The 26859-nt window shown below is 71.3% G+C and carries 25 protein-coding genes, 3 tRNA genes and 1 pseudogene; 17 read left to right on the plus strand and 12 right to left on the minus strand.

Going from position 1 to position 26859, the window contains the following annotated elements; genetic code table 11:
- The first annotated feature begins 13 nt into the window (after positions 1 to 13).
- Entirely contained in the window at positions 14 to 781 is a 768-nt protein-coding gene (locus ABZ948_RS09860; RefSeq protein WP_359758406.1) for an enoyl-CoA hydratase-related protein, read from the plus strand.
- Positions 782 to 870: 89 nt separating this feature from the next.
- Here the strand turns inward: ABZ948_RS09860 and ABZ948_RS09865 are convergent, their stop codons facing one another.
- Entirely contained in the window at positions 871 to 1179 is a 309-nt protein-coding gene (locus ABZ948_RS09865) for a hypothetical protein (RefSeq protein ID WP_359758407.1), read from the minus strand.
- Positions 1180 to 1336: 157 nt separating this feature from the next.
- Positions 1337 to 2035 carry a SanA/YdcF family protein gene (locus tag ABZ948_RS09870; RefSeq protein WP_359758408.1) on the minus strand — a complete coding sequence of 233 codons (699 nt, stop codon included), beginning with the start codon at positions 2033 to 2035 and terminating at the stop codon, positions 1337 to 1339.
- Positions 2036 to 2248: 213 nt separating this feature from the next.
- Here ABZ948_RS09870 and ABZ948_RS09875 point away from each other — a divergent pair, with 213 nt between their 5' ends.
- From ABZ948_RS09875 to ABZ948_RS09895, 5 genes are all read left to right on the plus strand, one after another.
- Entirely contained in the window at positions 2249 to 3022 is a 774-nt protein-coding gene (locus tag ABZ948_RS09875; protein WP_359758409.1) for a sirohydrochlorin chelatase, read from the plus strand.
- Positions 3023 to 3154: 132 nt separating this feature from the next.
- On the plus strand, positions 3155 to 4432 hold the full coding sequence (locus ABZ948_RS09880; protein WP_359758410.1) for a deoxyguanosinetriphosphate triphosphohydrolase: 1278 nt from the start codon (positions 3155 to 3157) through the stop codon (positions 4430 to 4432).
- A gap of 164 nt (positions 4433 to 4596) precedes the next feature.
- A complete protein-coding gene (locus ABZ948_RS09885) occupies positions 4597 to 5862 on the plus strand; it encodes an NAD(P)/FAD-dependent oxidoreductase (RefSeq protein ID WP_359758411.1) in 1266 nt (421 codons plus the stop codon).
- Positions 5863 to 5975: 113 nt separating this feature from the next.
- Complete coding sequence (gene dnaG, locus ABZ948_RS09890; RefSeq protein ID WP_359758412.1) at positions 5976 to 7901, plus strand: DNA primase; 1926 nt, start codon at positions 5976 to 5978, stop codon at positions 7899 to 7901.
- 86 nt (positions 7902 to 7987) lie between these two features.
- The gene (locus tag ABZ948_RS09895; RefSeq protein ID WP_359758413.1) at positions 7988 to 9289 is read left to right on the plus strand and encodes an RNA polymerase sigma factor; all 1302 of its coding nucleotides are present in this window, start codon (positions 7988 to 7990) and stop codon (positions 9287 to 9289) included.
- Positions 9290 to 9375: 86 nt separating this feature from the next.
- Here ABZ948_RS09895 and ABZ948_RS09900 read toward each other — a convergent pair whose 3' ends face one another.
- The 4 genes from ABZ948_RS09900 to ABZ948_RS09915 form a co-directional block, all read right to left on the minus strand.
- Positions 9376 to 11304 (minus strand): ABC transporter ATP-binding protein, encoded by a 1929-nt coding sequence (locus ABZ948_RS09900; RefSeq protein ID WP_359758414.1) that lies wholly within the window; start codon positions 11302 to 11304, stop codon positions 9376 to 9378.
- Positions 11304 to 13037, minus strand: a complete 1734-nt coding sequence (locus ABZ948_RS09905; RefSeq protein ID WP_359758415.1) for an ABC transporter ATP-binding protein — start codon at positions 13035 to 13037, stop codon at positions 11304 to 11306. The genes ABZ948_RS09900 and ABZ948_RS09905 overlap by 1 nt, the downstream gene beginning before the upstream one ends.
- Positions 13038 to 13139: 102 nt before the next feature.
- Positions 13140 to 14588 carry a xylulokinase gene (locus ABZ948_RS09910; protein WP_359758416.1) on the minus strand — a complete coding sequence of 483 codons (1449 nt, stop codon included), beginning with the start codon at positions 14586 to 14588 and terminating at the stop codon, positions 13140 to 13142.
- Between the two features lie 153 nt (positions 14589 to 14741).
- Positions 14742 to 15047: a YtxH domain-containing protein gene (locus tag ABZ948_RS09915; protein ID WP_190048557.1), complete on the minus strand. Its 306-nt coding sequence runs from the start codon at positions 15045 to 15047 to the stop codon at positions 14742 to 14744.
- Between the two features lie 158 nt (positions 15048 to 15205).
- Here ABZ948_RS09915 and ABZ948_RS09920 point away from each other — a divergent pair.
- The 4 genes from ABZ948_RS09920 (at position 15206) to ABZ948_RS09935 (ending at position 16050) form a co-directional block, all read left to right on the plus strand.
- Positions 15206 to 15278 (plus strand) — tRNA-Asn (locus tag ABZ948_RS09920).
- 5 nt (positions 15279 to 15283) lie between these two features.
- A tRNA-Asn gene (locus ABZ948_RS09925) sits at positions 15284 to 15356 on the plus strand.
- Positions 15357 to 15534: 178 nt separating this feature from the next.
- A tRNA-Ile gene (locus ABZ948_RS09930) sits at positions 15535 to 15608 on the plus strand.
- Positions 15609 to 15861: 253 nt separating this feature from the next.
- Positions 15862 to 16050 (plus strand): hypothetical protein, encoded by a 189-nt coding sequence (locus ABZ948_RS09935; RefSeq protein WP_359758417.1) that lies wholly within the window; start codon positions 15862 to 15864, stop codon positions 16048 to 16050.
- Between the two features lie 272 nt (positions 16051 to 16322).
- Here the strand turns inward: ABZ948_RS09935 and ABZ948_RS09940 are convergent, their stop codons facing one another.
- Together ABZ948_RS09940 and ABZ948_RS09945 are read right to left on the minus strand one after the other, a co-directional pair.
- On the minus strand, positions 16323 to 16685 hold the full coding sequence (locus tag ABZ948_RS09940; protein ID WP_359758418.1) for a hypothetical protein: 363 nt from the start codon (positions 16683 to 16685) through the stop codon (positions 16323 to 16325).
- A 53-nt stretch (positions 16686 to 16738) separates the two neighbouring features.
- Entirely contained in the window at positions 16739 to 17161 is a 423-nt protein-coding gene (locus ABZ948_RS09945; protein ID WP_359758419.1) for a hypothetical protein, read from the minus strand.
- Positions 17162 to 17221: 60 nt separating this feature from the next.
- Between ABZ948_RS09945 and ABZ948_RS09950 the strand changes: the two genes are divergently transcribed.
- From ABZ948_RS09950 to ABZ948_RS09960, 3 genes are all read left to right on the plus strand, one after another.
- The gene (locus tag ABZ948_RS09950) at positions 17222 to 17980 is read left to right on the plus strand and encodes a GntR family transcriptional regulator (protein ID WP_359758420.1); all 759 of its coding nucleotides are present in this window, start codon (positions 17222 to 17224) and stop codon (positions 17978 to 17980) included.
- 251 nt (positions 17981 to 18231) lie between these two features.
- Positions 18232 to 18741 (plus strand): hypothetical protein, encoded by a 510-nt coding sequence (locus ABZ948_RS09955; RefSeq protein WP_359758421.1) that lies wholly within the window; start codon positions 18232 to 18234, stop codon positions 18739 to 18741.
- Between the two features lie 532 nt (positions 18742 to 19273).
- Entirely contained in the window at positions 19274 to 19810 is a 537-nt protein-coding gene (locus tag ABZ948_RS09960) for a hypothetical protein (RefSeq protein ID WP_359758422.1), read from the plus strand.
- Between the two features lie 492 nt (positions 19811 to 20302).
- On the opposite strand, the gene ABZ948_RS09965 is transcribed toward ABZ948_RS09960, so the two are convergent.
- Entirely contained in the window at positions 20303 to 20728 is a 426-nt protein-coding gene (locus ABZ948_RS09965) for a PASTA domain-containing protein (protein ID WP_359758423.1), read from the minus strand.
- Positions 20729 to 20925: 197 nt separating this feature from the next.
- Between ABZ948_RS09965 and ABZ948_RS09970 the strand changes: the two genes are divergently transcribed.
- Entirely contained in the window at positions 20926 to 21108 is a 183-nt protein-coding gene (locus ABZ948_RS09970; RefSeq protein ID WP_359758424.1) for a hypothetical protein, read from the plus strand.
- A 31-nt stretch (positions 21109 to 21139) separates the two neighbouring features.
- Positions 21140 to 21472: pseudogene (locus ABZ948_RS09975) on the plus strand (site-specific integrase); the annotation flags it as partial.
- Positions 21473 to 21769: 297 nt separating this feature from the next.
- Here the strand turns inward: ABZ948_RS09975 and ABZ948_RS09980 are convergent.
- The gene (locus tag ABZ948_RS09980; protein ID WP_359758425.1) at positions 21770 to 22651 is read right to left on the minus strand and encodes a helix-turn-helix transcriptional regulator; all 882 of its coding nucleotides are present in this window, start codon (positions 22649 to 22651) and stop codon (positions 21770 to 21772) included.
- Between the two features lie 169 nt (positions 22652 to 22820).
- On the opposite strand from ABZ948_RS09980, the gene ABZ948_RS09985 reads away from it, so the two are divergent.
- Both ABZ948_RS09985 and ABZ948_RS09990 read left to right on the plus strand, forming a co-directional pair.
- On the plus strand, positions 22821 to 23231 hold the full coding sequence (locus tag ABZ948_RS09985) for a (R)-mandelonitrile lyase (RefSeq protein ID WP_359758426.1): 411 nt from the start codon (positions 22821 to 22823) through the stop codon (positions 23229 to 23231).
- 48 nt (positions 23232 to 23279) lie between these two features.
- Entirely contained in the window at positions 23280 to 24047 is a 768-nt protein-coding gene (locus tag ABZ948_RS09990) for an SDR family NAD(P)-dependent oxidoreductase (RefSeq protein WP_359758427.1), read from the plus strand.
- A gap of 9 nt (positions 24048 to 24056) precedes the next feature.
- Here the strand turns inward: ABZ948_RS09990 and ABZ948_RS09995 are convergent, their stop codons facing one another.
- A complete protein-coding gene (locus ABZ948_RS09995) occupies positions 24057 to 24962 on the minus strand; it encodes a hypothetical protein (protein ID WP_359758428.1) in 906 nt (301 codons plus the stop codon).
- A 14-nt stretch (positions 24963 to 24976) separates the two neighbouring features.
- Complete coding sequence (gene uppS, locus ABZ948_RS10000) at positions 24977 to 26830, minus strand: polyprenyl diphosphate synthase (protein ID WP_435857475.1); 1854 nt, start codon at positions 26828 to 26830, stop codon at positions 24977 to 24979.
- Positions 26831 to 26859: the final 29 nt, after the last annotated feature.

Here is a 26859-nt window from a genome sequence, read left to right on the forward strand (position 1 = left end):
GAGGAGAAGACAGATGGACAACCTGAAGGTCGAGCGCCACGGCCGTGTCGTGACCGTGCGCCTGCATCGCCCGCACGTCCGCAACGCGCTCGACGGCGAGCTCCTCGCCGAACTCCTGGACACGCTCCGCCCGCTGGACGCGGACCCCGGGACCGGCTGTTTCGTCGTCACCGGCTCGGAGCGGGTCTTCGCGGCGGGCGCCGACATCAAGGAGATGGCCCCCAGGTCGGCCGTGGACATGGCGGCCGAGGACTACTTCGCCGCCTGGGAGGAGTTCGCCGACCTGCGCACCCCGAAGATCGCCGCCGTCAACGGCCCGGCCCTGGGCGGCGGTTGCGAGCTGGCGATGATGTGCGACCTGGTCGTCGCGGGGGAGTCGGCGGTCTTCGGCCAGCCGGAGATCAAGCTGGGCGTGATCCCCGGTATCGGCGGCACCCAGCGGCTGACCCGGCTGGTCGGCCGGGCCAAGGCGATGGACCTGGTCCTCACCGGCCGCACGATGGACGCACGGGAGGCTGGAAGCTGCGGTCTCGTCTCCCGAGTGGTCCCGGACGACCGGGTCCTGCCCGAGGCCCTCGAAGCGGCCGCGACGATCGCCTCGTACGGCCGCATGGCCGTCAGGGCGGCCCGCGAGTGTGTCGACCAGGCCCTCGAAACCGGCCTGCGCGACGGCATCCGCTTCGAACGCCGCGTCTTCCACGCCCTGTTCGCCACCGACGACCAGAAGGAGGGGATGACGGCGTTCCTGGAGAAGCGCCCACCCGTCTTCCGAGGGCGCTGACAGCCGGGGCGGCGGACGCGGAGCGCGCCGGCCGCACTGCCGCCCCCGGCCGTGTTCACGGGCCGTGCCTGATCAGGGCACGCCCCGGATCAGCACTCGTACGCGTAGTACGGCTCGTCGTCCGCGTCCAGGCCGATGCGTCCGACCCCGCCGGGGCCGATCTGGATGCACGACGGGTCCCAGCCGTCGACTTCCACGCTGGCGGAGATGGTGTGCCCGCACACGTTGTGGATGTCCGCCCACCCGGGGCCGTAGGCGCCGAGCTTGGCGCACCCCGGCTCCGGAGCCCGGACCGCCCCGGCCGCCACGGGTGCCGCCGAGGCGGTCCCCATGGCGGCCGGCACGGCCAGCAGCGCGCCCGCGGCGGCCATCACCAGCGCGGAGCGAAGTCGAGTCATCAGGTGTCCTTTCCCCCAGTTCGCGGCGGCGGCCCGATCCGCCGCCGCACGGCGAAGACACTAAGCGTGAGCGAATGAACACGGAGAGCGCCGGGTTGTTTTTCACGCTCCAGGGTGAAATGTTCTCGTCAAACCCGTCGGGGGAGAACGTCCGGATTCATCCGAGAGGCCTTTCGGCCCTGGCCAACGCCTGCTCCACGCCCGGCTCCCGGGGCCCCAGGAACCGCGGATCCGGCCGGAACACCGCGTCCAGAGCGGCCTTCCCGGCGGCGAAGATCTCCCGGGTGCCCCCGTAGTACCAGGTGGCGTCATGCACCGCGTCCACCCCGACCCCGTACGACTCGACCCCCGCCGCCTGACAGAGCGCCACCGCCCGCCGGATGTGGAACCCCTGGCTGATCAGCACGGCCTCGTCCACACCGAAGATCTTCTTCGCCCGCACGCACGAGTCCCAGGTGTCGAACCCGGCGTAGTCGCTGACGATCCGCCCGTCGGGCACCCCGTGCCGCGTCAGGTACCCGCGCATCGCGTCCGGCTCGTCGTAGTCCTCCCGGCTGTTGTCCCCGGTCACGAGCACCACCTCGACCCGCCCCTCGCGGTACAGCTCCGCCGCGGCGTCCAGCCGGTGCGCGAGATACGGCGAGGGCTCCCCGTCCCACAGCCCGGCACCGAACACCACGGCCACATCGGTCCGCGGCACATCGGCCGTCGTCCGCAGCCGGTCGCCCGCCGCCACGTACATCCAGGTCGCCGGGAGCAGCCCGAGCACGCACCCCGCCATCACGGCCTGCACCAGCCGCCGCCGCCCCCGCCGGGTACGCGGCAGCCGCGGTCTGCGAAACGCCGGAAGACGCATCGGACGGTCCCTCCCCAGGTCGGCTCTCGACAGTCAGGGACGCCCTGCCGGGCCGCCCGGTTCATCCGCGGTCACGTGACCAGGTTCACCCCGCTCGTGGAGACCCCAGCTCACGACACCTCACACAGCCCGTGTCCCGCATGGTGAACCGCTGGAAAACACCCGTGACGCCCACGCAACGGGAAGGCAACGTGGCGCCGCGACCATCGACCCATGCCCAGCCAGCTCAGCCTCGTCCCGCCGCCCGCCACGCGCCGCCCGGCCCCGCCCGCCCTCGTCGTCGTGGCCCACGGCAGCCGCGACCCGCGCGCGCTGAGCACGGTCCGCGCACTTCTCGACCGGGTCCGCGCCCTGCGCCCCGACGTGCCGGTGCACCTCGGCCACATCGAACTGAACGCCCCCCTGCTCCCGGACACGCTCGCCGCCCTCGGAGACAGGGAAGCGGTCCTCGTCCCGCTCCTCCTCAGCCGCGGCTACCACGTCAAGCAGGACATCCCCGAGATGGCCGCGGCCTCCCCGGCCCGCACCCACCTGGCGGCCCCCCTGGGCCCGCACCCCCTCCTCGTGGACGCCCTCCAGGCCCGCCTCACCGAGGCCGGCTGGGGCGCGACCCCCCGCCGCACCAGCGCGGTCGTCCTCGCCGCGGCCGGCTCCCGCGACCCGGACGCGAAGACGGACACCGGCCGCACGGCCCACCTCCTCGCCGCCCGCCTCGGCGTCCCGGTCCTCCCGGCCTACGCCTCCGCGGCGACCCCGACGGTCGAACAGGCCGTCCGCACCCTCCTCGCCCGGGGCCGCCGCCACATAGCCCTCGCCTCCTACTTCACGGCCCCCGGCCGCTTCGCCACGGAGTGCGCCCAGTCGGCCCCGTGGATCGCCGCAGCCCCCCTCGGCACGCACCCCGCCATGGCCCACCTCCTCCTCCACCGCTACGACGAGACGCTGGCGGCGGCTTCGCCGGCTGTGCCCGAATTGGCTTCGGCTTAAAACGCGGGTCGGTGCACGTACGCAGGGGCGCGGGGAACTGCGCGACCAGCCACACTCAACCCGCACCCGCCACACACCCGAACCCGGCAAACGCTCAGGCACACAGCACACCCATACCCGTACTGTCGACACATGGCAGGCACCCCGACAAACCCCCCGGCCTACGACCCGACGTCAGTCGACCGCTGGGCCCCGGAACCAGACAAGCGCCCCGGCCGCACCGCCTTCCAACGCGACCGCGCCCGGATCCTGCACAGCGCCGCCCTCAGAAGACTCGCCGGCAAGACCCAGGTGGTCACGCCCGGCACGCTCGGCCCCGCTTGGGACGCCAGCCCCCGCACCCGCCTCACCCACTCCCTCGAATGCGCCCAGGTCGGCCGCGAACTCGGCGCCGCCCTCGGCTGCGACCCGGACCTCGTGGAAGCCGCCTGCCTCTCCCACGACCTCGGCCACCCGCCCTTCGGCCACAACGGCGAACAGGCCCTCAACGAGTTCGCGGCGGACTGCGGCGGCTTCGAGGGCAACGCCCAGTCCCTCCGGCTCCTCACCCGCATCGAGCCCAAACGGTTCACCCCCGAGGGCTCCGTCGGCCTCAACCTCACCCGCGCCGCCCTCGACGCCGCCACCAAGTACCCCTGGCCCCGCGGCGCCCACCCCACCGACCCGGCGTCGCACAAGTTCGGCGTCTACGAGGACGACCGCCCCGTCTTCGACTGGCTCCGCAAGGACGCCCCCGGCACCCGCACCTGCTTCGAGGCGCAGGTCATGGACTGGTCCGACGACGTCGCCTACTCGGTGCACGACGTGGAGGACGGCCTGCACGCCGGCCACATCGACCCGAACTGCCTGCACGCGGAGCCCGAACGCCGGGACGTCTTCCAGGTCGCCCTCGGCCGGTACGTCCCGGCCGACAGCGACCCCGCCGAACTCGCCGAGGCCCTCGACCGGCTCCTCGCCCAGGAGTGGTGGCCGCACGGCTACGACGGCACCGCCGTCGCCCAGGCCCGGCTGAAGGACGCCACCAGCCAGCTCATCGGACGCTTCTGCCTGGCCGCCGAGACCGCGACCCGGGCCGCCTACGGCACCGGCCGGCTCACCCGGTACGCCGCCGAGCTGGTCGTCCCACGCGAGACCCGCATGGAGTGCGCCGTCCTCAAGGCCGTCGCCGACCTCTACGTCATGCAGCGCGCCGAACAGGAGCGCCTGCGCGCCGACCAGCGGATCGTCGTCGCCGAACTGGCCGAGGCGCTCACCGCCCGCGCCCCCGAGGGGCTGGACCCGCAGTTCCGCGCCCTGTTCGACCGGGCGCCGGACGACCGCGCCCGCAAGCGGGTGATCGTCGACCAGATCGCCTCCCTCACGGACACCTCGGCCCGTTCGCTTCACGCCCGTCTGACGGGGCACGCATGAGACTGACGGGAAACCAGGGGCCCCAGCCCGCCCGATGGTGACCCTCCGTGGCCTGATCGGGTCACTCCCTCTTCCCGCATCACGCTCCGTGCGGGACGCTCGCAAGTGGCGACACCCGCTGTTCCCTGGGGAGACACCCCCCAGACCCCCGTAGGAGGCATCAAGTGGTCGACGCGGATCAGACATTCGTCATCGTCGGAGGAGGACTGGCCGGCGCCAAGGCGGCCGAGACGCTCCGCGAGGAGGGCTTCAGCGGCCGCGTGATACTGATCTGCGACGAACGGGACCACCCCTACGAGCGCCCGCCGCTGTCCAAGGGCTACCTCCTCGGCAAGGAGGAACGCGACAGCGTGTTCGTGCACGAGCCCGCCTGGTACGCGGCGCACGACATCGAGCTGCACCTCGGCCAGACCGTCGACGCGATCGACCGCACGGCGAAGACGGTCCGCTTCGGCGACGACGGCACGGTCGTCCACTACGACAAGCTGCTCCTGGCGACCGGCGCCGAGCCCCGCCGCCTCGACATCCCGGGCACGGACCTGGCCGGCGTGCACCACCTGCGCCGCCTCGCCCACGCCGAGCGCCTCAAGCACGTCCTGACCAACCTCGGCCGGGACAACGGCCACCTGGTCATCGCGGGCGCCGGCTGGATCGGCCTGGAGGTGGCGGCGGCGGCCCGCGAGTACGGCGCGGAGGTCACCGTGGTCCACCGCGGGCCGACGCCGCTGCACTCGGTCCTCGGCCCCGAGCTGGGCCAGCTCTTCGCCGAGCTGCACCGCGAGCACGGCGTCCGCTTCCACTTCGGCGCCCGGCTCACCGAGATCGTCGGCCAGGACGGCATGGTCCTCGCGGCCCGCACCGACGACGGCGAGGAGCATCCGGCGCACGACGTCCTCGCCGCGATCGGCGCGGCCCCGCGCACCCACCTCGCGGAGACGGCCGGCCTGGAGGTCGCCGACCGCGCCCACGGCGGCGGCATCGTCGTCGACGAGCGGCTGCGCACCTCCGACCCGGACATCTACGCCACCGGCGACGTCGTCTCCTTCCCGCACACCCTGTTCGACACGCGGCTGCGCGTGGAGCACTGGGCCAACGCGCTCAACGGCGGCCCGGCGGCGGCGCGCTCGATGCTGGGCCACGACGTGACGTACGACCGCGTGCCCTACTTCTTCTCCGACCAGTACGACCTGGGCATGGAGTACTCCGGCTGGGCACCGCCGGGCAGCTACGACCAGGTGGTGATCCGCGGCGACGCGGGCAAGCGCGAGTTCATCGCGTTCTGGCTGAAGGACGGCCGGGTGCTGGCCGGCATGAACGTCAACGTGTGGGACGTCACAGACAAGATCCAGCGCCTGATCCGCGGCAAGGACCGGGTGAACACGGAGAACCTCGCAGACCCTCACATTCCGCTCGAAACACTCGCCCCCTGAGTGTCAGTCCGGCCCCGTGCCGCATTTCCCGGGGGGGGGCAACCCCCGGACCCCCGGCCGGGGGTCGGACGTCTCGCCCCGGACGTGTCAGTCCCGCCCCGTAGAATTCACGCGTGGCAGGACGGATCAACGACGAGGACGTGAAGGCGGTACGGGACGCGGTCCCGATCGACGCCGTGGTGTCCGAGTACCTCCAGCTGCGCAACGCGGGCGGCGGCAACCTCAAGGGTCTCTGCCCGTTCCACGACGAGAAGTCGCCCTCCTTCCAGGTCAGCCCGAGCAAGGGGTTCTTCCACTGCTTCGGCTGCCAGGAGGGCGGCGACACCATCACGTTCGTGATGAAGATCGACCACCTCTCCTTCTCGGAGGCGGTCGAGCGCCTGGCCGGCCAGGCGGGCATCACCCTGCGCTACGAGGAGGGCGGCTACAACCCCTCCCACCAGCGCGGCGAACGCATCCGCCTGGTCGAGGCCCACAAGATCGCCGCCGAGTGGTACGCGGAACAGCTCGCCACCAGCCCCGAGGCCGACACCGGCCGCGTCTTCCTCGCCGAGCGCGGCTTCGACCAGGCCGCCGCCGTCCACTTCGGCGTCGGCTACAGCCCCCAGGGCTGGGACCACCTCACGCGCTATCTGCGCGGCAAGGGCTTCACCGACAAGGAGCTGCTGCTCTCCGGTCTCTCCCAGGAGGGCCGCCGCGGCCCCATCGACCGCTTCCGCGGCCGGCTGATGTGGCCCATCCGCGACATCGGCGGCGACGTCGTCGGCTTCGGCGCCCGCAAGCTCTACGAAGCGGACAACGGCCCCAAATACCTCAACACGCCCGAGACGGCGATCTACAAGAAGTCCCAGGTCCTCTACGGCATCGACCTGGCGAAGAAGGACATCGCCAAGGCGTCCCGCGCGGTCGTCGTCGAGGGCTACACGGACGTCATGGCCTGCCACCTCGCCGGTGTCACGACCGCCATCGCCACCTGCGGCACCGCCTTCGGCGGCGACCACATCAAGATCCTCCGCCGCCTCCTCATGGACAACGGCTCGGCCCGCGTCATCTTCACCTTCGACGGCGACGCCGCAGGCCAGAAGGCCGCCCTGCGGGCCTTCGAGGACGACCAGAAGTTCGCCGCCGAGACGTACATCGCGATCGCCCCCGACGGCATGGACCCCTGCGACCTGCGCCTCGCCAAGGGCGACGAGGCCGTCGCGGACCTGGTCGAACCCCGCACCCCGCTCTTCGAGTTCGCCCTGCGCCAGATCGTCGCCCGCTACGACCTCGACACCCCGGCGGGCCGCGCCGCCGCCCTGGACGAGGCCGCCCCGATCGTCGCCCGCATCAAGAACAGCGGCGCCCAGCACGAGGTCGCCGTCCAGCTCGCCGGCATGCTCGGCATCCTCGACACCCAGTTCGTGGTCAAGCGCGTGGCCCAGCTGGCCCGCTGGGCCCGCGAGCGCGGCGGCAAGGACGGCCCCGGCCCGGACCGGCCCGGCCGGCACCGGCCGTACGACGGGCTGCCCCAGCCGGCCGCCACCCCGCGTGGCCCGGCCCTCAACCTCCGCAACCCCGTCTACGCCACCGAACGCGAACTGCTCAAACTCGCCCTCCAGCGCCCCGAGCTGGTCTCCCCGGCCTTCGACGCGTACGGCGTCGACGAGTTCACGGCCCCGCCCTACGCCGCCGTACGCCAGGCCATCCTGGACGCGGGCGGCGCCGAACAGGGCGTCGCGGACCCCCAGGACTACCTGGTCAGGGTCCGCGAGGCCGCCCCGGACGACGCGGTCCGCGCGATGGTGACGGAGCTGGCCGTCGAGGCGATCATGCTGCACAAGGGCGTGAAGGGCGTCGACGAGACGTATGCCGGAGCCCAGTTGGTGACGGTCCGCCGCCGGGCCGTCGAGCGCCGCATCCGCGACATCACCAGCCGGCTCACCCGCCTCGGCACGAACGGCGACCCGGCCCAGCTGGCCGCCGTCCAGAACGAACTGTGGGTCCTCCAGCAGTACGACCAGACCCTCCGCGAACACGGCGCCGCCGCGCTCTGACGTCACCGCGCGGTCACGGACGGGAAGCAAAAAGTCATCGCACGCCCCTCGTGGCGACGATGTGTCTTACCCCACACTGGGTTGCGGTGCCTGAGTCCTCGGAGCGCGGCCGGTCCGTCACCGACGGGTCCCTGATCCCCGCGGTTCCGCTCATCGCGTACGGGACGGAAAGCGGCGAGGCCGTCGACTCCGCCCCCGAAGTACCGCTGCCGCACTCCATGGCAGCGATCATCCTGGAGGTCGCCCCCGTGCAGACCCAGACCCTCACCCAGACCGGCGTCGGTGCTGCCCTCGGCGCCGACGGCACAGCCCCGGACGCGGAGGCCGACGCCCTGTCCGCGGTCCCGGCGCAGAGCCGCGTCGCGCACCACCCGGAGACGGAAGCGGAGCCGGAGGAGCCGCCCGCCGAGGCCGTCGAGACGGCCGAGGCCCCCGAAGCCGTCGAACCGCCCCCGGCCCGCGCCGACACCGGCAGTGGTCCCTCCTCGGACCTGTTCCGCCAGTACCTGCGGGAGATCGGCCGCATCCCCCTGCTGACCGCGGCCGAGGAGGTCGAACTCGCCCGCCGCGTCGAGGCCGGCCTGTTCGCCGAGGAGAAACTGAGCAACACCCCCGACCTGGACAGCCAGTTGGCGCTGGACCTGGACCGGCTCGTCGTCATGGGCCGGATGGCCAAGCGCCGCCTCATCGAGGCCAACCTGCGCCTGGTCGTCTCCGTCGCCAAGCGCTACGTCGGCCGCGGCCTGACCATGCTCGACCTCGTCCAGGAGGGCAACCTCGGACTCATCCGGGCCGTGGAGAAGTTCGACTACGCCCGCGGCTACAAGTTCTCCACGTACGCGACCTGGTGGATCCGCCAGGCCATGTCCCGCGCCCTGGCCGACCAGGCCCGCACGATCCGGGTGCCCGTCCACGTCGTGGAACTCATCAACCGCGTCGTCCGCGTCCAGCGCCGGATGCTGCAGGAGCGGGGCTACGAGCCGACGGCCGAGGAGGTCGCGGCCCACCTGGACCTGCCGCCCGAGCGGGTCGGCGAGGTGCTGCGCCTCGCCCAGGAGCCGGTGTCGCTGCACGCCCCGGTCGGCGAGGAGGACGACGTCGCCCTCGGCGACCTCATCGAGGACGGCGACGCGACCTCTCCCGTGGAGTCGGCGGCGTTCCTGCTGCTCAGGGAGCACCTGGAGGCGGTGCTGTCGACCCTGGGGGAGCGGGAGCGGAAGGTGGTCCAGCTCCGCTACGGCCTGGCCGACGGCCGGCCGCGCACGCTGGAGGAGATCGGCCGCATCTTCGGCGTGACCAGGGAGCGGATACGGCAGATCGAGTCGAAGACCCTCAACAAGCTGAGGGACCACGCTTTCGCGGACCAGCTGCGGGGTTACCTGGACTGATGCCGTCCGCGGGCCCGGCGGGGGTTGGTCGCCCCCACCGGCCCGCAGCCGCCCCGCGACCCCACTCGGCACCCCCGTGACGCGACTCAGTCCACTTCCGCCACCGCCTGCGCGAACTGTGCCTGGTACAGCCGCGCGTACGCCCCGCCGGCCGCCAGCAGCTCGCTGTGCGTGCCCTGCTCGACGATCGCCCCGTTCTCCATGACCAGGATCGCGTCGGCGTCCCGGATCGTGGAGAGCCGGTGCGCGATGACGAACGAGGTCCGCCCGTGCGCGAGTTTCGCCATGGCCTTCTGGATCAGCACCTCGGTCCGGGTGTCGACGGAACTCGTCGCCTCGTCCAGCACCAGGATCACCGGGTCGGACAGGAACGCCCGCGCGATGGTGATGAGCTGCTTCTCACCCGCGCTGACCCCGCTGCCCTCGTCGTCGATCACCGTGTCGTACCCGTCCGGCAGCGTCCGGATGAACCGGTCCGCGTGCGCCGCCCGGGCCGCCTCCTCGATCTCCCCGCGGGTCACCTTCCGGGACGCCCCGTACGCGATGTTCTCCGCGATCGTGCCGCCGAACAGCCAGGTGTCCTGCAGCACCATGCCGATGCCGGCCCGCAGTTCGTCCCGGGACATCCGCGCGATGTCGACGCCGTCGAGGGTGATGCGCCCGCCGGTGACGTCGTAGAACCGCATGAGCAGGTTCACCAGGGTCGTCTTGCCGGCTCCGGTGGGGCCGACGATGGCGACCGTCTGCCCGGGCTCGACCTTCAGCGACAGGTCCTCGATGAGCGGCTTGTCGGGGTCGTAGCGGAACGACACGTGCTCCAGCGCCACCTGCCCGCGCAGCTCCTCGGGCCGCACGCCCGGCACCGGATCGGCGCTCTGCTCCTCCGCGTCGAGCAGCTCGAAGACCCGCTCGGCGGAGGCGACACCCGACTGCACCAGGTTCGCCATGGACGCGACCTGCGTCAGCGGCATGGAGAACTGCCGCGAGTACTGGATGAACGCCTGCACATCGCCGATGGACAGCGAACCGGAGGCGACCCGCAGCCCGCCGACGACCGCCACCAGCACATAGTTCAGGTTCGACACGAACATCATCAGCGGCTGCATGACCCCGCTGTTGAACTGCGCCCGGAACCCCGCCTCGTACAGCGCCTCGTTCTGCTCGGCGAACTGCCGCGCCGACTCCTCCTGCCGCCCGAACACCTTCACCAGGGTGTGCCCGGTGTACATCTCCTCGATGTGCGCGTTCAGCTTGCCCGTCGTGCGCCACTGCTGCACGAAGTGCGGCTGCGACCGCTTGCCCACGCGCGTGGCGACGACGAACGACAGCGGCACGGTCACCAGCGCGACCAGCGCCAGGATCCACGAGACGTAGAACATCATCGCGAGCACGCCGATGATGGTCAGCACCGAGTTGATGAGCTGCCCCATCGACTGCTGGAGCGTCTGCCCGATGTTGTCGATGTCGTTCGTCGCCCGGGACAGCACCTCACCGCGCTGCCGCTTGTCGAAGTAGGACAGCGGCAGCCGCGACAGCTTCGTCTGCACGTCCTCGCGCATCCGGAACATGGTGCGGTTCACGGCCCGGTTCACCAGCCGCGTCGCCACCGCCATCAGCAGCCCGGCCACCAGGAACACACCCAGCGCGAGCAGCAGCACATGCCCGACGGCGGTGAAGTCGATGCCCTCGCCCGGGGTGAAGTCGGTGCTGCGCAGCATGTCGGCGACCTCACCGTCCCCGCGCTGCCGCATGGACTCCAGGACCTGCTCCTTGCTCGCCCCCTCCGGCATGCCCCGCCCGATGATCCCCGCGAAGACCAGGTCGGTCGCCTTGCCGAGGATCCACGGCCCGACGACGTTGAGACCGACGCTGAACACCACGCACAGCAGCAGCACCCAGATGGTGATCCGCTCCGGCCGGAACTGCGCGACGAGCCGTTTGCCCGACCCCTTGAAGTCCAGCGAGCGCTGGTCGGGGCCGCCCCCGGCCATCATCCGCCCCATGGGCCCCGCCATCAGGCAGCCTCCGCTTCCGTGAGCTGGGAGAGCACGATCTCCCGGTAGGTCTCGTTTTCCGCCATCAGCTCGTGGTGCCGCCCGGTGCCGACGACCCGGCCCTCGTCGAGGACGACGATCCGGTCGGCGTCCCGGATGGTCGCCACCCGCTGGGCGACGATCACCACGGTCGCCTCGGCGGTCTCCTGCGCCAGGGCGGCCCGCAGCGCGGCGTCCGTGGCGTAGTCGAGCGCGGAGAAGGAGTCGTCGAAGAGGTAGATCTCCGGGCGCTGCACCAGCGTCCGGGCGATCGCGAGCCGCTGCCGCTGCCCGCCCGAGACGTTCGTCCCGCCCTGCGCGATCGGCGCGTCCAGCCCGCTCTCCAGCCCCTCCACGAAGTCCTTGGCCTGCGCCACCTCCAGCGCGTGCCACAGCTCCTCGTCGCTGGCGTCGGGATTGCCGTAGCGCAGGTTGGTCGCCACCGTCCCCGCGAAGAGGTACGGCTTCTGCGGCACCAGCCCGACGGTGCGTGCGAGCAGCCGCGGATCGAGGTCCGCGACCTCCACCCCGTCGACGAGGACCTGTCCCTCCGTCGCGTCGAACAGCCTGGGCACCAGCCCGAGCAGGGTCGACTTGCCGCTGCCCGTCGACCCGATCACGGCGGTCGTCTCACCCGGCCGGGCCACCAGGTCCACGGCCCGCAGCACCGGCTCCTCGGCACCCGGATAGCGGAAGCCCGCCCCCCGGATCTCCAGATGCCCGTGCCGGCGCAGCTCCCGCACCGGTGCCGACGGCGGCACGACGCTCGACGAGGTGTCCAGCACCTCCTGGATGCGCTCGGCGCACACCTCCGCGCGCGGCACCATCATGAACATGAAGGTGGCCATCATCACGGACATGACGATCTGCATCAGATAGGCGAGGAACGCGGTCAGGTCACCGATCTGCATCCCGCCGCTGTCGATCCGGTGCGCCCCGAACCACACCACGGCGATCGACGACAGGTTCACCACCGTCATGACGATCGGGAACATCAGCGCGAGCAGGTTGCCGGTGCCCAGCGCGAAGTCGGTGAGGTCGGTGTTGGCCTTCCGGAAGCGCCGCTGCTCGTACTCGTCCCGGACGAAGGCCCGGATGACCCGGTTGCCGGTGATCTGCTCGCGCAGCACCCGGTTCACCGCGTCCAGCCGCTCCTGCATCGACCGGAACAGCGGCCGCAGCCGCCGCACGATCAGCGTCACGCAGATCCCCAGCACCGGCACGACCGCCACCAGCACCCCGGACAGCGGCACGTCCAGTCCGAGCGCCAGCACGATGCCGCCCACGCACATGATCGGCGCCGACACCAGCAGCGTGAACGTCATCAGCGCCAGCATCTGCACCTGCTGGACGTCGTTCGTCGTCCGGGTGATCAGCGACGGCGCCCCGAAGTGACCGACCTCACGCGCGGAGAACGACTGCACCCGGTCGAACACGGCACCGCGCACGTCCCGCCCGAGCGCCGACGCCGTACGGGCGCCGTAGTACACGGCCCCGATGTTGCACACGACCTGCACCAGCGAGATGCCGATCATCAGGCCGCCGTAGCCCATGATGTAGCCGGTGTCGCCGTTGACGACACCCTCGTCGATGATGTCCGCGTTCAGCGTGGGCAGGTAGAGCGTGGCGCAGGTCTGCAGGAACTGCAGCAGCACCAGCAGGGCGATGGGTCTCTTGTAGGGCCGGAGATGGGTTCGCAAGAGTCGTATGAGCACGCTGCTTCTCTCGGAGTGGTCGACGGGGCGGTTGGTTGCCCTTGGCCCCTATCGTCGAACACTCCACCGGCGTTACCTCAACCGAATTAACCCATCAGGCGGTCAGAACGCTCCGGGATGCGTCTGCTCCCGCACCGACACGAACTGCTGCCGCACCGCCTGTCCCACGGCCAGCTCCTCACCGGGCTCCAGCACCTGCGCGACCGCGCCCTGCCACAGCGGCGGCATCCGCGTGTCGAGCGTGCCCTGCGACACCCCGAGCGCCCAGGCCGCCTGCCGGGCGGCGCCGATCGCCGCGTAGTCCGCGGGCTGCGGCACCACGACCTGCGTCCCGAACAGCATGGGCGCCGCGGCCTGCACGGCGGACAGTTCGGCGGCCGGCCCCAGCAGGAACACCCGCCGCACCTCCACACCCCGCCCGCGCAGCACGTCCAGCGCGTCCGCGAGCCCGCAGAGCATGCCCTCGAACGCCGCTCTGGCCAGGTGCTCCGGCTTCATCGACTCCCGCCTGAGCCCCGCCAGGGTCCCGGCGGTGTGCGGCAGGTTCGGCGTCCGCTCGCCCTCCAGATAGGGCAGCAGCACCAGCCCGTGCGCCCCCGGCGTCGACTTCATCGCCAGATCGGACAGGCTCTCCAGATCGGGCATCCCGAGCAGTTCGGCGGCCCCGCGCAGGGTCCGCACGGCGTTCAGCGTGGTGACGACGGGCAGGTGCATGCCCGTCGCGTCGGCGAGCGCGGTGATCATCCCGGAGCCGTCCACCAGCGCCTCGGGGTGCACGGCCATCACGGACCCGGACGCGCCCAGCGACACGACCGCGTCACCGAGGCCGATGCCCAGCCCGAACGCCGCCGCCATGGTCTCGCCGGTCCCGACGGAGATCAGCAGCCCCTCGGGCGTCGTACCGGCGGCGTCCGCCGGGCCGATCACCTCCGGCAGCATCACCTGGTGCCCGAGCGCCAGCTCCACCAGGTCGGGACGGTAGGCGCCGGTCGCCGCCGACCAGTACCCGGTGCCGGACGCCCCGCCCCGGTCGGTGGTCCGCCGCACCGGCCGGCCCAGTAGCTGCCACACCAGCCAGTCGTGCGCCTGCAGCAGGATCGCGGTGCGCTGCGCGTTCTCCGGTTCGTTCCGCGCCAGCCAGCGCAGCTTCGTCACCGGCTGCGCGGCCTGCGGCACACACCCCACGGCCTGCGCCCACGCCTCGCGCCCGCCGAGCGCGTCGACCAGATCGGCCGCCGCGACCTGCGTGCGCTTGTCACCGCCGACCATCGCCGGCCGCACGGTGTTGCCCTGCGCGTCCAGCGGCACGACGGCGTTCTGCTGCGCGGAGACGCCGATCGCCTGCACGCCCTCCAGCAGCCCGCCGCCCGCGGCCTCGCCCAGGGACAGCAGCCAGGCCTGCGGGTCGACGTCGGACGGCCGGCCGCCGCCCTCGGGGCTCTCCACCGGATGCGGCGCATATCCCTGCCTGAGCACGGCTCCGGTGTCCGTGTCACAGACGACGATACGAGTGAAATCGGGTGAACTGTCCAACCCGGCGACTATCCCCATGGCCAAAATTCTGCCGTACCGCTGCGCTGGCTCGGGCCGTGGGCGCCGTGGATCTTGATGCCGGGTTTCGGGTGCGGGCTTCGTCGTGGCTGGTCGCGCGGTTCCCCGCGCCCCTTGCCGGCATGGCCGTACTCGGCGCCTGAGAAGGAACTGTTACGTGTTGCTCGTGCCCCAGTCGTCTTCGCCGCCGTTGTGGGTGGCGCGCTCCTTGAGGTGGCGGACGCGGTCGGCGACCGAGTCCGGGACGCGGTCGCCGACCTTGTCGCTGACCACGTGGTAGGCCTTGCCCGCGATCTCGCGGCCCTGCTGGGCGGCGGACTCGGCGGTGTTGCGGACGGCCGGGTTCTGCGCGAACTGCCGGGCCGACTTCTTCAGCTGCTCGTAGCGCTCGCGCCCGGCCCTCGTGCCCAGCACGTAACCCAGGACGACTCCGGCGACGAACGTGAGCCGGTAACGCATGGCGGCCACCCTTTCCTTGCGTAGGTCTCCGGTACGGCGTCGGCGCCGGGGAGTACCGATTGGCGGAGCACCCCCCTGCTTGCGCTAATGTATGTGTCGCAGCGAGCGCGCGCCCCCTGGCGAATACCCAGGTAGGTACGTTCGATGCAACGAGACCTTCCTCGGTAGCTCAATTGGCAGAGCAGCCGGCTGTTAACCGGCAGGTTACTGGTTCGAGTCCAGTCCGGGGAGCTCGGTCCTCCGTAGCTCAATTGGCAGAGCAGCCGGCTGTTAACCGGCAGGTTACTGGTTCGAGTCCAGTCGGGGGAGCATGGTGAACGAGGACCCCTCAGGGGTCCTTTTTCATGTCCGGTGGAACCGTCCGGGCCGTGGCGGAGTCATCAAGGTCACGAACGCCGTGGCCGAGCCGACCATCCGAAGCAGGAGATCGTATGAGCGGCTATGCTGCGGCAGACGGCGCGCACACGTGTACGCGACACGCCGCTATGGGGCGGTAGCTCAGCCGGTTAGAGCAGCGGACTCATAATCCGTCGGCCGTGGGTTCGAGTCCCACCCGCCCCACTTTTGCCTGGCAGTGCAGGAACGTTTTCACCTGCGGCGCAGGATCGGCCCCCTCCATCTAGAGGGGGACTCTTCGTCTTCGGAGATCGTTAGCTGGCCCGCTGCTGGCCCCAACGGCTGACGATCATGTCGAAAGCCCTATGGCACGCGGCGCCGCCTGGCAGCCTGGCGGGCATCGACTCACCAGGAGACAGCGGCACCCGAAGACCCGACAGGCGGCTATGTCGCCAACCCGCGAGAGACCAAGCTCCTCATGACCCAGGACCTCGAGGACGTGCGGCGGTTCATGGAGGGCGCTGAGATGCTCGGCACGGGTCTACAGGTGCGGCGGGTGGCCATCCCGAAGGGCCACTCTGATCCCTACGTCTTCCAGGAGTGGTGGGAAGTTCGCGTGTTCGATGATCCTCACCTCGGCCGAGAGTACGAACCGAAGCAGACGTGAAGCGGCCCCGGCTGGCGTCGGGGGAGGCGCCAGGCCGGGGCCGCAGGGATCGTCACCGGTGCGTCGGCGCACACCGGTGACGGTGGTTCAGAGGTCCTTCGGTGTCCTATGGGGGTGGCGGCGGATCTTCACGTTGCAGTCGATGACGGTGGTGTGGTCTCGCTGCTGCCTTGCGTCTTCTCGCTGGCGGGCCAGGGCCTGGCACTCGGCGCAGTCGTGCACCGGGTCCGGCTCCGGCGGAAGCGGAAAGCCGACATAGGTGGGTCGGGAAGTCACAGGCGTCCCTTCCGGAGGACCAGTCGGCGCAGGGCGACGGCGATCTCGCACCGGGTGTCCTGCACGACACCGTCCACGACGGTCTGCTCCTCCTTGCTGCACACCTCGCAGTCCCCCAGGCAGTGCATGAACAGCGCCTCGTATGCCGCGCTGGCCACGTGCTTGGGGCAACCACGCGGGTGCCTCTTGTCGCGCTCCCCGAGGGCGACGGCTGTCTCCTCGGTGAGCGGCTCCTCCTCGCTGTCCCAGACGCACGTGAAGCCGCGCGCCTGATCTTCGGTGAGGCCGTCGAGGCTCGGAACCTCCAGTAGCCCAAGCGCCAGCTCTACGGGTGTGAACTCGGTCTGCTTACTGCTCATCGGCTGTCCCTCGTGGCTTGCTCGTCGGTGGGGGCCGTTCCTCGGGGGCTGGGTCATCGGCTCGTCCGTAACTGCGCCCACAGCCCGCACTCGTCGGCGGTGAGTCCGGAGGTGCTGGCAAGGCCGGTGATGATCTGCCAGCCCGGGCCGTGGCTGTAGAGGAGCGGGAGCGGGTCCGGCCCCAGCGCCGTGATGCGGATGCGTTGCCCTGCCGTCGACAGGGTCATCCCCACGGCGGGAGCGCCCGAGCTGAGGATCGCGACGTACAGCTCGTTGGCGACCGCAGGGGCGTCGGGGTGCCTCACGCGGCCGGCCACCCACAGGCGGACGTGGCGCGCCTCGATCGGCTCTGCCTTGAAAGGCTTCTGCCACGAATAACCCGTTTCGGGCATAGCTGTCCCCCGGAAACCATTGTTTTCTGAGTACAGGAACGGCTTATCTGTACTCACAATGTCGCCGGGATTGGCGCTGGTCAAGTAGGACGGGAGAGTATGTGTACTCAGATTGACGTGGACCGTCGAAGTGGGGGTGTCCTGGTGGCACAGCCTGAGTACCTGCGGATCGCCGCCGACCTGCGACGCCGCATCTCCGAAGGGGAATACGGGCCGGGCGACCAGATCCCGACGCTCCCCGAGCTGTGCGTCATGTACGGCGGTGTCTCGCAGACCACCATCCGTAACGCGCTGGCCCTGCTGCGCAACGAGGGCCGGATCGAGACCCGGGCCCGAGCGGGTACGCGTGTCCGCCCGCGTCCACCCGTGCACCGCATGGCGGCCGACCGGTACCGGTCCATTCCGGGGGCCAAGTCGACGCCCTACACGCGGGATCAGGGCATCGGCTGGTCCGAGTACCGGCTGGACAAGCGGTTCGAGCGGGTGGAGGCGGACGCCGAACTGGCCGCGCTGTTCGAGTGCGAGGTGGGCGAGCGGCTGCTCGCGCGGCACTTCGTGTTCTACGACAACGACCAGCCCACGCAGATGTCCACCAGCTACGTGCGGTGGTCCGACGTCGCCGGCACGCCCGTCGCCGATCCCATCAATGAGCCCTGGCCCGGCGGCACCCGGGCGCAGCTGGGCAGCCTCGGCATCCGCGTCACACAGGTCACCGAGAGCTTCACCGCGGCCATGCCGACCGAGCTGGAGGCAGCCACGCTCCGGATCGGCGCCGGCGTGCCCGTGCTCCGATACACGCGCAGGCACATCGCCGACACCGGCCGGGTCGTTGAGGTCGCCCACCCGATCGTCAGGAGGGGCGACACCACCATCGTCGACTTCCGCATCGACCTCGACGACTGACCCCGGGCATGACAGATAGCCCCCTGCGCAGCCCACGTTGCGCCGTAGAGGGCATCGAGTCGTGCCGGGGGTAACTCCAGTCGCTGGAAGGGGCGGTGTATGCTCCGGGTCGGCAAGACGCGCACGCCAACCGCCGACACCAGTGCCCACGCCGCCAGGTGATCGACCGGCCAAGGTCCTCCGGGGCCCGCGACCCCAACGGCGCACCGTGACCGGCGGGAGCGTGGGAGACCGCCAGGAACGAGCCCCGGATGCCGAAGAAGCAGCCGACCGCCGCGCGGAAGGCCCGTCAGCGCCAGGCCGCCACAGGCGAGAAGTACACGACCGCCCTACGAGCCCAGCTTCCCGCGCCTGTCCGTCACCGCGAGTTCAGCGCTCGCGGTGCTGGCTGGGACCCGATCACCCAGCGCGCCGCGCGACGCCTCGCCGAGGTCTGGCCCGAGTGCCCCGCGCCGATGTGGGAGGAGAAGTTCGGCGACCTGTGCTGGAAGTACTGCCCGCTGGACGCGCCGGCCGAGGTACGAAGGGTGCTCGGCGCCGCGATGACGGAGGCATCGACCACGTGTCAGACCTGCCCGTCGCCCGGGCGTAAGCGCGTGGTGTGGACAGGGGGCAGCTACTACGGGTGGGTCCAACCGTGGGTGAAGACCTGCTGCGACGCCTGCTACCGCATTCCGCCGGGACTGTGGGACAACCCACGGTACGGGCTGCTTCGCCGGGCCCACGAGGACCTCGTCGATATGTACGAAGACGCCGACTGAGCGGGTAGGGCGCCTCTCCTGGGGCCTACAGCCCACCCCAGGCACGACGAAACGCCCCCAATCACGGCCGTAATGACCGTGGTTGGGGGCGTTCGTGGTTCAGCGGGCGATGAGCGCGATGGTCGTTCCATCCACCAGGCTGCTCACGTGCTGTGTGCCTGCTGTGTGCGCCTTCGTCATGGCCTGCAGGTTCGCACAGTCGTGGCCGCGCGGCCCCAACGGTCCGAGCCCGTCACGGTGGTTGACCTCGGTCGCCCTGGGCCTGATGAGAGGAGGGAGGGCCTCGCGCGCCTCGCACTCACACAGTGGGTGTGCCCGAAGGTACCCAGCTCGTGTGCGGGCCCATCAGACGTCGTAGCCCTTGGCGGCCGTGGTGGTGCGTTGGCGGCTGGCCATGCGCCGGCACGCCTCACAGCGTCCGCCCTGGGTGAGCGTGGGGCAGCCGGGGGTTGGGCAGACCTGGAGGGCTCGACTCACCTGTCACCTCCGGAAGTTGCCCCGTGTAGACACGTCTGCGGGCAGGATTCATGCCATGCGGATGACTGAGCCGTTCGCCTCCACCGTTGCCGCTGTCGCGCCTGTGATCTGGCTTGTGGGGGCAGTTGAGGTGCACCAGATGCTCAAGTACATGCGGGAGCACACTGAAGCCGGACGGTTGTGGGCTGAACGGCTTGCAGCGGAATCACAGGACGCTGATGACGCGACCGTTGCGGCTCTGGATCTGAAGCCGCCCGAACAGGCGAAGGCGTTGGGGTACCAGGGCTTGTTTGCTGTCTGGTTGACTTTGTCAGTCGTGTTGACCATTTCGACGACCCGTGCACTCAACTGGCTTGCTCAGGAGAAGAGGACTCCGGACCAGGCGCTGGCCGCGTTCTGCTATGACTCCATCCTCTGGGGGATGGTTACAGTGGTCCTTTTCCCAATGGCTGTCGCTGCCATCAGGATGCTGCCGTCCGAATGGCACCAAACCAAATCACTGCGCGTCGTCAAGCGCCGACGAGCGAGAGCCAGGGCCCGCCTCGCTGCTCAGGCGTCGGGCGATGACGACAGTGGGGCGGAGGGGAGGTGACCCAGTGAAGCCCCGGACGGGGTGGGGCAGACCTGCACGGCCTTACGCCGCACCATGGGGTCTGTCGCGGACGATCCGGCAGATCATGTCGAGCATGCTTCCGTCGCCCCCCCACGCCCGTGATGCTGATCTTCTGCCCGGCTGGAGAGTTCGCGGTCGACGGCGGCACTCTTATCGGTGAAGCCGGTGTTCAGCCCGCAGGGCAGACGGCGCACGCGCGGCCGGTGGGCTCGTAGCGGGCCCATCCGTCCTCGGGCGGGAGTTCGCGGAGCTCGGTAACGAGGTGGGAGTGATGAAGCATGTTCACCTCCAGAGTCGATCGGCGCCCAATGGCCTAGGACTGGGCGCCGTCACGGTCCTTGCGGATACCGCTTCCCGTGGTCGCTGTCGGGTGCACTTGGGCGGGAGAGCGGCAGTTCCGTGCGGGACTTCCTGCACGGGAGAGCCCCCGGGTTCAGGTCACCGGGGGCTCAGTCGTGTGTCTGTGGTGGATCAGCAGGACTCGTCGAGCTTGACGGAGTAGATGGCGACGCGGAGGGCGTCCGTGGCGCCGGGCGCCGGGTCTTGGCGGCAGACCTTCCAATTGCTGTTGTCGAGGACCCAGCGGCCCTCGGGCGACGCGTCCTCCTCGTTGACCATGAAGCCCTTGCTGCGCAGCAGACTCTGCGCCTCGCCGTGGTTCATGCCGACGACGTCGGGCACCTCGCTGGTCTCCGGCTCGGCCTCGTCGGCGTTGGCCTCGGTGGCGGGCGTGTCCGTGTCGGTCTCGGTGGTGCTGGTGTCCTGCTTCGTCTGGCCGCTGGTGTCCTCGGCGGTGGTGTCCGGCTTGCTGGAGCTGGTGGCGCTGGTGCTTTCGCAGGCGGTGAGCGTGAGCAGGGCTGCGGCTGCGAGTGTGGCGGCGATGGTTCGGGTGCGCATGGTCCCCCCTGAGCGGTTTGGTGCTGAGGGGCCATCATGCGGCATGTGAGGGTGGCGTGAAGGTGCTGTCACGGTGCTGTGACACGACGAAGCCCCGACCGGGGGACCGAGTCGGGGCTTCGCCGTGTGTCTAGATGAGCCCCGGCCGCTCCGCGACGAGCGGTGGATGCCGGGGCTGATTCCTGGCCGAGCCGAGCGTGGCGACCTCCCTGGCGGCGTACCAGGGCTGGCGCTCGGTGCCCTCCGGAGCGGGCGAGCTGGCCGCGTCGGACCATCTGCCGGACGGCGTCCAGGCCGACGCCGAGGACGCGGGCGGTCTGGTGGGCGGTGAGGCGGCCGGGCCGGATGATGTGCGACTCCTGAAATCGGTACGTCGCTGAGGAGCGGGCGAAGGGCAAGGACGTCGCCGACTGGGTCGACACCGGCAAGGCCTTCACCGACGTGGACGGTGCCTGGCTGCACCCGGAGAAGGTCAGCGATGAGTTCCGTCGGATCTGCCGGCGGGCGGGCTTGCCTCCGATCAACCTCCGGGACATGAGGCATTGCGCCGCCACGCTCATTCACGCCGGCGGTGGTGACCTGCATGCGATCAAGGAGACGCTGCGCCACTCCACCATCAAGCTGGCGTCGGACACGTACACCTCCTTGCTCAAGGAGGTCGACCTGGAGATCGCCGAGAAGGCGGCCGCACTCGTGCCTAGGGCGCGGAAGCCGCGCGACGGCGCTGCTCTCGAAGGGGCGTAGCGGGTATCCTGGGAGCAGACAGCAGGGCCCTCGTCATCGCAGGTGACGGGGGCCTTCTTGCTGGCCCGCTGCTGGCCCGAACGCCCCGGAACAGGTCGACACGGGGCGGCATGAGGCGTCATCAAGAAGGGGCGGCCCTGGGTGTACACCCGGCCGCGACCAGCATCTTTCGGGTCGGCCCGTCACGAGGCGACATGACCCGGAACAGGGCGTATCGAGAGACTCATATCCCGTCGGCCGTGGGTTCGAGTCCCACCCGCCCCACTGCGCAGGTTCATGACCTGCGGAAACGTCTCGTCACGCCTGGTGGGCCGGTGAGCCGGCCCCTTGACTGGCGGTCCAGGACGCCAGGACGCGCAGGGCTTCCTCCGAGGGGGAGCCGGGTTCGGCGGTGTAGACGGTGAGCGTGAGGCCGGGTTCGGCGGCCAGCTCCAGGGCCTCGTAGGCGACGGTCAGTTCGCCGACGGCCGGGTGGTGGAAGCGCTTCGTGCCGGTGCCGTGGTGGCGGACGTTGTGGGCTCCCCAGCGCGTGCGGAATTCGTCGCTGCGGGTGGAGAGTTCCCCGACGAGGTCGTGCAGGTCCTTGTCGTGGGGGTTGCGGCCGGCCTCGGTGCGCAGGATGGCGACGGCGATGTCGGCGGCCTGCTCCCAGTCGGGGTAGAAGCGGCGCGCGGCGGGGTCGAGGAAGTTGAAGCGGGCGAGGTTCGCCTGGTTCCGCGGTGTGGCGTAGAGGTCGCTGTAGAAGGCGCGGGCGAGCTGGTTGGCGGCCAGGACGTCCATGTGGCCGTTGCGCACGAAGGCCGGCCCGGCGGTGATCGCGTCCAGGGTCCACCGCAGGCCGCGGTGCGGGGTCCACTGCCGGGTGGAGCGGCGCCGGGGGCGCGTGAGGGCGTCGGAGCCGTCGGCGGCCTGCGCCAGGTGGAGGAGGTGGGCGCGCTCCGCCTCGTCGAGCTGGAGGGCGCGGGCGACCGATTCGAGGACGGCGGGGGAGACGCCGGCGAGGTTGCCGCGCTCCAGCTTCGCGTAGTACTCGACGCTCATGTCGGCCAGGGCCGCGACCTCGCTCCTGCGCAGGCCGGGGACGCGCCTGCGGCTCCCGGCGGGCAGGCCGGCCCGCTCGGGGGTGATCTTCGCCCGCCGCGAGGTGAGGAACTCGCGGACCTCTTCACGGTTGTCCACACCACGACGGTACGGCGTGCGCGACGCGGGAGGGGTGTACTGCCGGTACACCCCTCGACGGTGACTGGTTGCGCGCGGGGCGAGGGCGTTGCCTGGGGCGTGGTGCTTCCCGCCCGGCCGTGCTCGCGCGGCGGGTGGAGCCCGTGACGTCCACGACGAAGGAAAGACCTTGCAGATCACCCGCAGCTCCATCGACACCGCCAAGGGACCGGCCGACTGGTTCACCGGCGCCGTCTACATCGACGCCGTCGCCGCGGCTCCCGCACCCTCCCGGGTCAGCGCGGCCCTGGTGCACTTCATGCCCGGTGCGCGCACCCACTGGCACCGCCACCCGCTGGGCCAGACCGTCTTCGTCACCGAAGGGGTCGGGCTGTGCCAGCGCCGCGGCGGGCCGGTAGAGGTCATCCGGCCCGGCGACCGCGTGCTGTTCGAGGCCGACGAGGAGCACTGGCACGGCGCCGCGCCGAACCGGCTGATGGTCCACCTGGCCATCAACGAGGGCGACGCCGACCACGACGTCGTGCACTGGCTGACCCCCGTCACCGACGAGGAGTACGCCGCGGCACCGGCCACCGACTGACCGACCGCTCCGGCGACGCGCTCGCACCGCACCCTCCAGGAGGCACGGATGAACCCCATCTACGACTTCGCCGGGCAGGTCGCCTTCGTCACCGGCGCCGGCTCCGGCATGGGCCTCGCCACGGCCCGGGCCTTCGCCCGGTCCGGCGCCGCCGTCGCCCTGACCGACGTCGACGAGACCGCGCTGAACACGGCCGCGGAGCATCTCGCCGCCGGCGGCCACCGGGTCCTCGCCCTGACCTGCGACGTCAGCGACGAGGAGCAGGTCGCCGCCGCCGTCGACCGGACGGTGGAGACCTTCGGCCGCCTCGACATGGCCTACAACAACGCCGGCATCCAGATTCCGCCCGTCGACGCCGCGGAGGAGGGCGCCGAGCAGTTCGACCGCGTCCACGGCGTCAACCTGCGCGGCGTCTGGGCCTGCATGAAGCACGAACTGCGGCACATGCGCGCCCGGGGCAGCGGCGCGATCGTCAACTGCTCGTCCCTCGGCGGGCTCGTCGGCCTCCCCGGCCGCGCCTCCTACCACGCCACCAAGCACGGTGTGATCGGCCTGACCGGCAGTGCCGCCCTCGAGTACGCCCCGCGCGGCATCCGGATCAACGCCGTCTGCCCCGGCACCATCGACACGCCCATGGTCAGCGCCATGATCGCCAAGGGGGAACTCGACCGGGCCGAGGTCGAAGCCAATCAGCCCATCAACCGCCTGGGCACCGCGGAGGAGATCGCCCAGGCCGTCCTGTGGCTGTGCAGCCCCGGGGCCGCCTTCGTCGTCGGCGTCGCGCTCCCTGTCGACGGCGGCTACGTCGCCCAGTGAGCGGTTCGCTCAGACGTCCTCGAAAACGGGGAAGCGAGCCGGCTGGGCGATGCCCGCCTGCTTCAGGCCCTCGACCGTGGACTCCAGGCTGCTCAGACGCGACTCCAGCGCCGGCCGGGAGACGCGGTGGTGGTGGTCCTCCGGGCCGCTCCACGGCGGGTCGAAGCTCCACGGGACCGGGCCCGTCAGCTCGTTGGCGGCCATCCAGTCGTCGATCCGGGCGTCCACCCAGCCGTGCAGCTTCCAGAAGACCGGGTTCACATGCGCGGAGTAGGTGTCGGCGAGCCAGTCGTACTCGGAGTCGTCCCAGCGGGGGTCGACGCTGAAGACGTCCCCGCCGGGCCGGTAGTCGGGCATTTCGGCGGCCCAGCGCAGATGCATCCGGTTGTGGATGCCGAACTCGATCCTGGCGCCGAGGCGGCGGAGGGTCATCTGGCGCAGCGCGGCCGGGTCCGTGAACTCCGCTTCCCAGGCGCGGATCTGATCGAACGAAGCCTGGGTCTTGGCACTCCGGATGGCGTCGGAGGTCGCGGGGTCGTCCGGGATGTCGAAGGCGGGCGGGATCGGGTACGCGGTGTCATCGGGAGCGGGGACCGTCGGCCATCCCTCCACCCGGGGATGCTGCGGGTCGCCCACCTCGGCGAGGATCTCGTCGACCGAGGCGATCATCTCGCGGTGCATGTACAGGAAGTCCTCGCCCGAGCCGTTGTCGCGTTCCACGGACCGGACGCCGGTGACGGGGTGCGGCGCCGTCAGGGAGGGGCGCGGCGGATCCCAGCCGTGGTCGCGGAAGACCGCCTTCTCCTGCGGTGTGAGGACGGCCCAGGAGTCGCGTGCGGTGTGCCACAGCATGTGGTGCAGGCGCATGGCCCGCGCGGCCATGGCGTCGATCACGGGCTTGGGGAAGGCGTTCATGTCACTCCACCGTTCTACTCCGGCCTGTTTCCACTGTGACGTAGAACACTTATTGGTGCATCTGGGTGCAGAACAGAGGTGGGCGGAGCGGTGCCGTGGCGGCGTTGGCGGTGGGTGTACGCGGTGACCGCCTGCCACAGGTCGCGGCGGTCGGTGTCGGGCCAGAGGCCCGGGGTGAAGTGCAGCTCGGCGTAGGCCGTGTGCCAGGGCAGGAAGTTGGAGGTGCGCCGCTCGTTGCCGGTGCGCCAGAGCAGGTCCACGTCCGGCAGGTCCGGGTGGGGCAGGTGGCGGGCGAAGTCGTCCTCGGTGATCAGGTCGGGATCGAGGTCGCCTGTGCGGGTCCGGCGGGCCAGGGCGGCGGCGGTGCGGGTGAGTTCGTCCCTGCCGCCGTAGTCGATGCACATCGTCAGGGTCAGGCCGGTGCGGGTGCGGCTGGTGCGCTCCCTCAGGTGGAGGAGGTCGACCAGGTCGGGGGGCAGGCGGCCGGAGCGGCCGTGCCAGCGCAGGCGGACGTCGAGATCGCGGAAGGGGTCGTCGTCCAGTTCCCGGCGCAGGACGTCGAGGAGCGCGTCGACCTCCTCGGTGTCGCGGCTCCAGTTCTCGGTGGAGAAGGTGTAGAGGGTCAGGTGCCGCAGACCGAGCTCCAGGGCGCCGTGGACCACCTCGCGGGCCGCGGTGGCGCCGGCGCGGTGGCCCTCGTGCCGGGGCAGGCCCCGCTGCTGGGCCCAGCGGCCGTTGCCGTCCATGATCACGGCGACGTGGTGGGGGAGGTGGCCGGGCGGGATCCGCGGGGGGCGTTGGCCGCTGGGGTGCGGCGGCGGGAGGCGGAGGCCGGCAGTGGGTGCGGGACGGGCGGCCGCGGGAGGCCGGTGCGGGCCGGGCCGCTGCGGTGGCGGCACCGTGAGCGGGGTCAGGCTCCAGGCCAGTGCGGCGCGGGCCCGGGCCGGGGCGAGGATGCGGGCCCGGGTGCGGAGCGGGGGCCGGGGCCGGGCGCGCAGGAGGGCGGGACCCGCGGAGGCGATGGCGTCGAGCTGGGCGCGCAGCAGGGCGGCCATCGTCCGCAGGACGGTGGCGGGGCCCGGGTGCATGCCCCGGACGAGGGAGTCCTGCGTCACCCACCGGCGGGCCAGGCCGGTCAGGTCCGTGACCAGGGCGGCCACCGCGGGGCTCCAGCGGCGGCGCACCAGGTCGTCCGCCGACCCGGGGTGCCGGTCGAGTGCCTCGCCGGGCAGCAGGAGGTCGCCCTGGGCGAGGTCGGCGGACAGGTCGCCGAGGATGTCGGTGAGCCGGACGCCGTCCAGGAACTCCTCGTAGCTCTCCCGCGTGTCCAGGCGCAGCGCCACGGGAACGCCGGAGTGGTCGAAGACGGCGCGGACCTGGCCGAACCAGGGCAGCAGGTTGTCCCGGCCCCAGGTGCGCCACGCGGTCCAGTCGTCGAAGCGCCGGCCGCGGGTGTCGTCCCGGACCTGGGTCATGGCCTCGTGCAGTTCGGACAGGTCCAGGCGCCAGCGGGTCGCCGTGTCCACCAGGGCGCGGCGGATCGGGTCGGGGCTCGTGCCGGTGGGCAGTTCGCGGTGCAGGGCGGTGATCCAGGCCTCGACCCGGGCGGCCCGCTCGGCGGCGGGCGCGGTGCGGTCGTCGCCCAGGTCGTCGAGGGCGTTGGCCGCCGCCCACAGGGCGTGCAGCGCCGGGCGCAGGGGCGGGGGCACCAGCTGGATCAGCGCGTACTCCGCCGGGTCCTCGGCCCTGGTCCGGCGCCGGCACAGCCGGTAGGCCGCCCGCAGTGCCGGGTCGCCGCCGGTCACCGGCGGTGCGGGGGGCTCGCGTCGGTCTGCCGGTGCAGCGGTCGCGGGAGGCACATCGCTCACACCGAGGACGGTACGTCCTGGGCGTGCGG

This window comes from Streptomyces olindensis (assembly GCF_040645895.1).
In the GTDB taxonomy this organism is placed as follows: domain Bacteria; phylum Actinomycetota; class Actinomycetes; order Streptomycetales; family Streptomycetaceae; genus Streptomyces; species Streptomyces olindensis.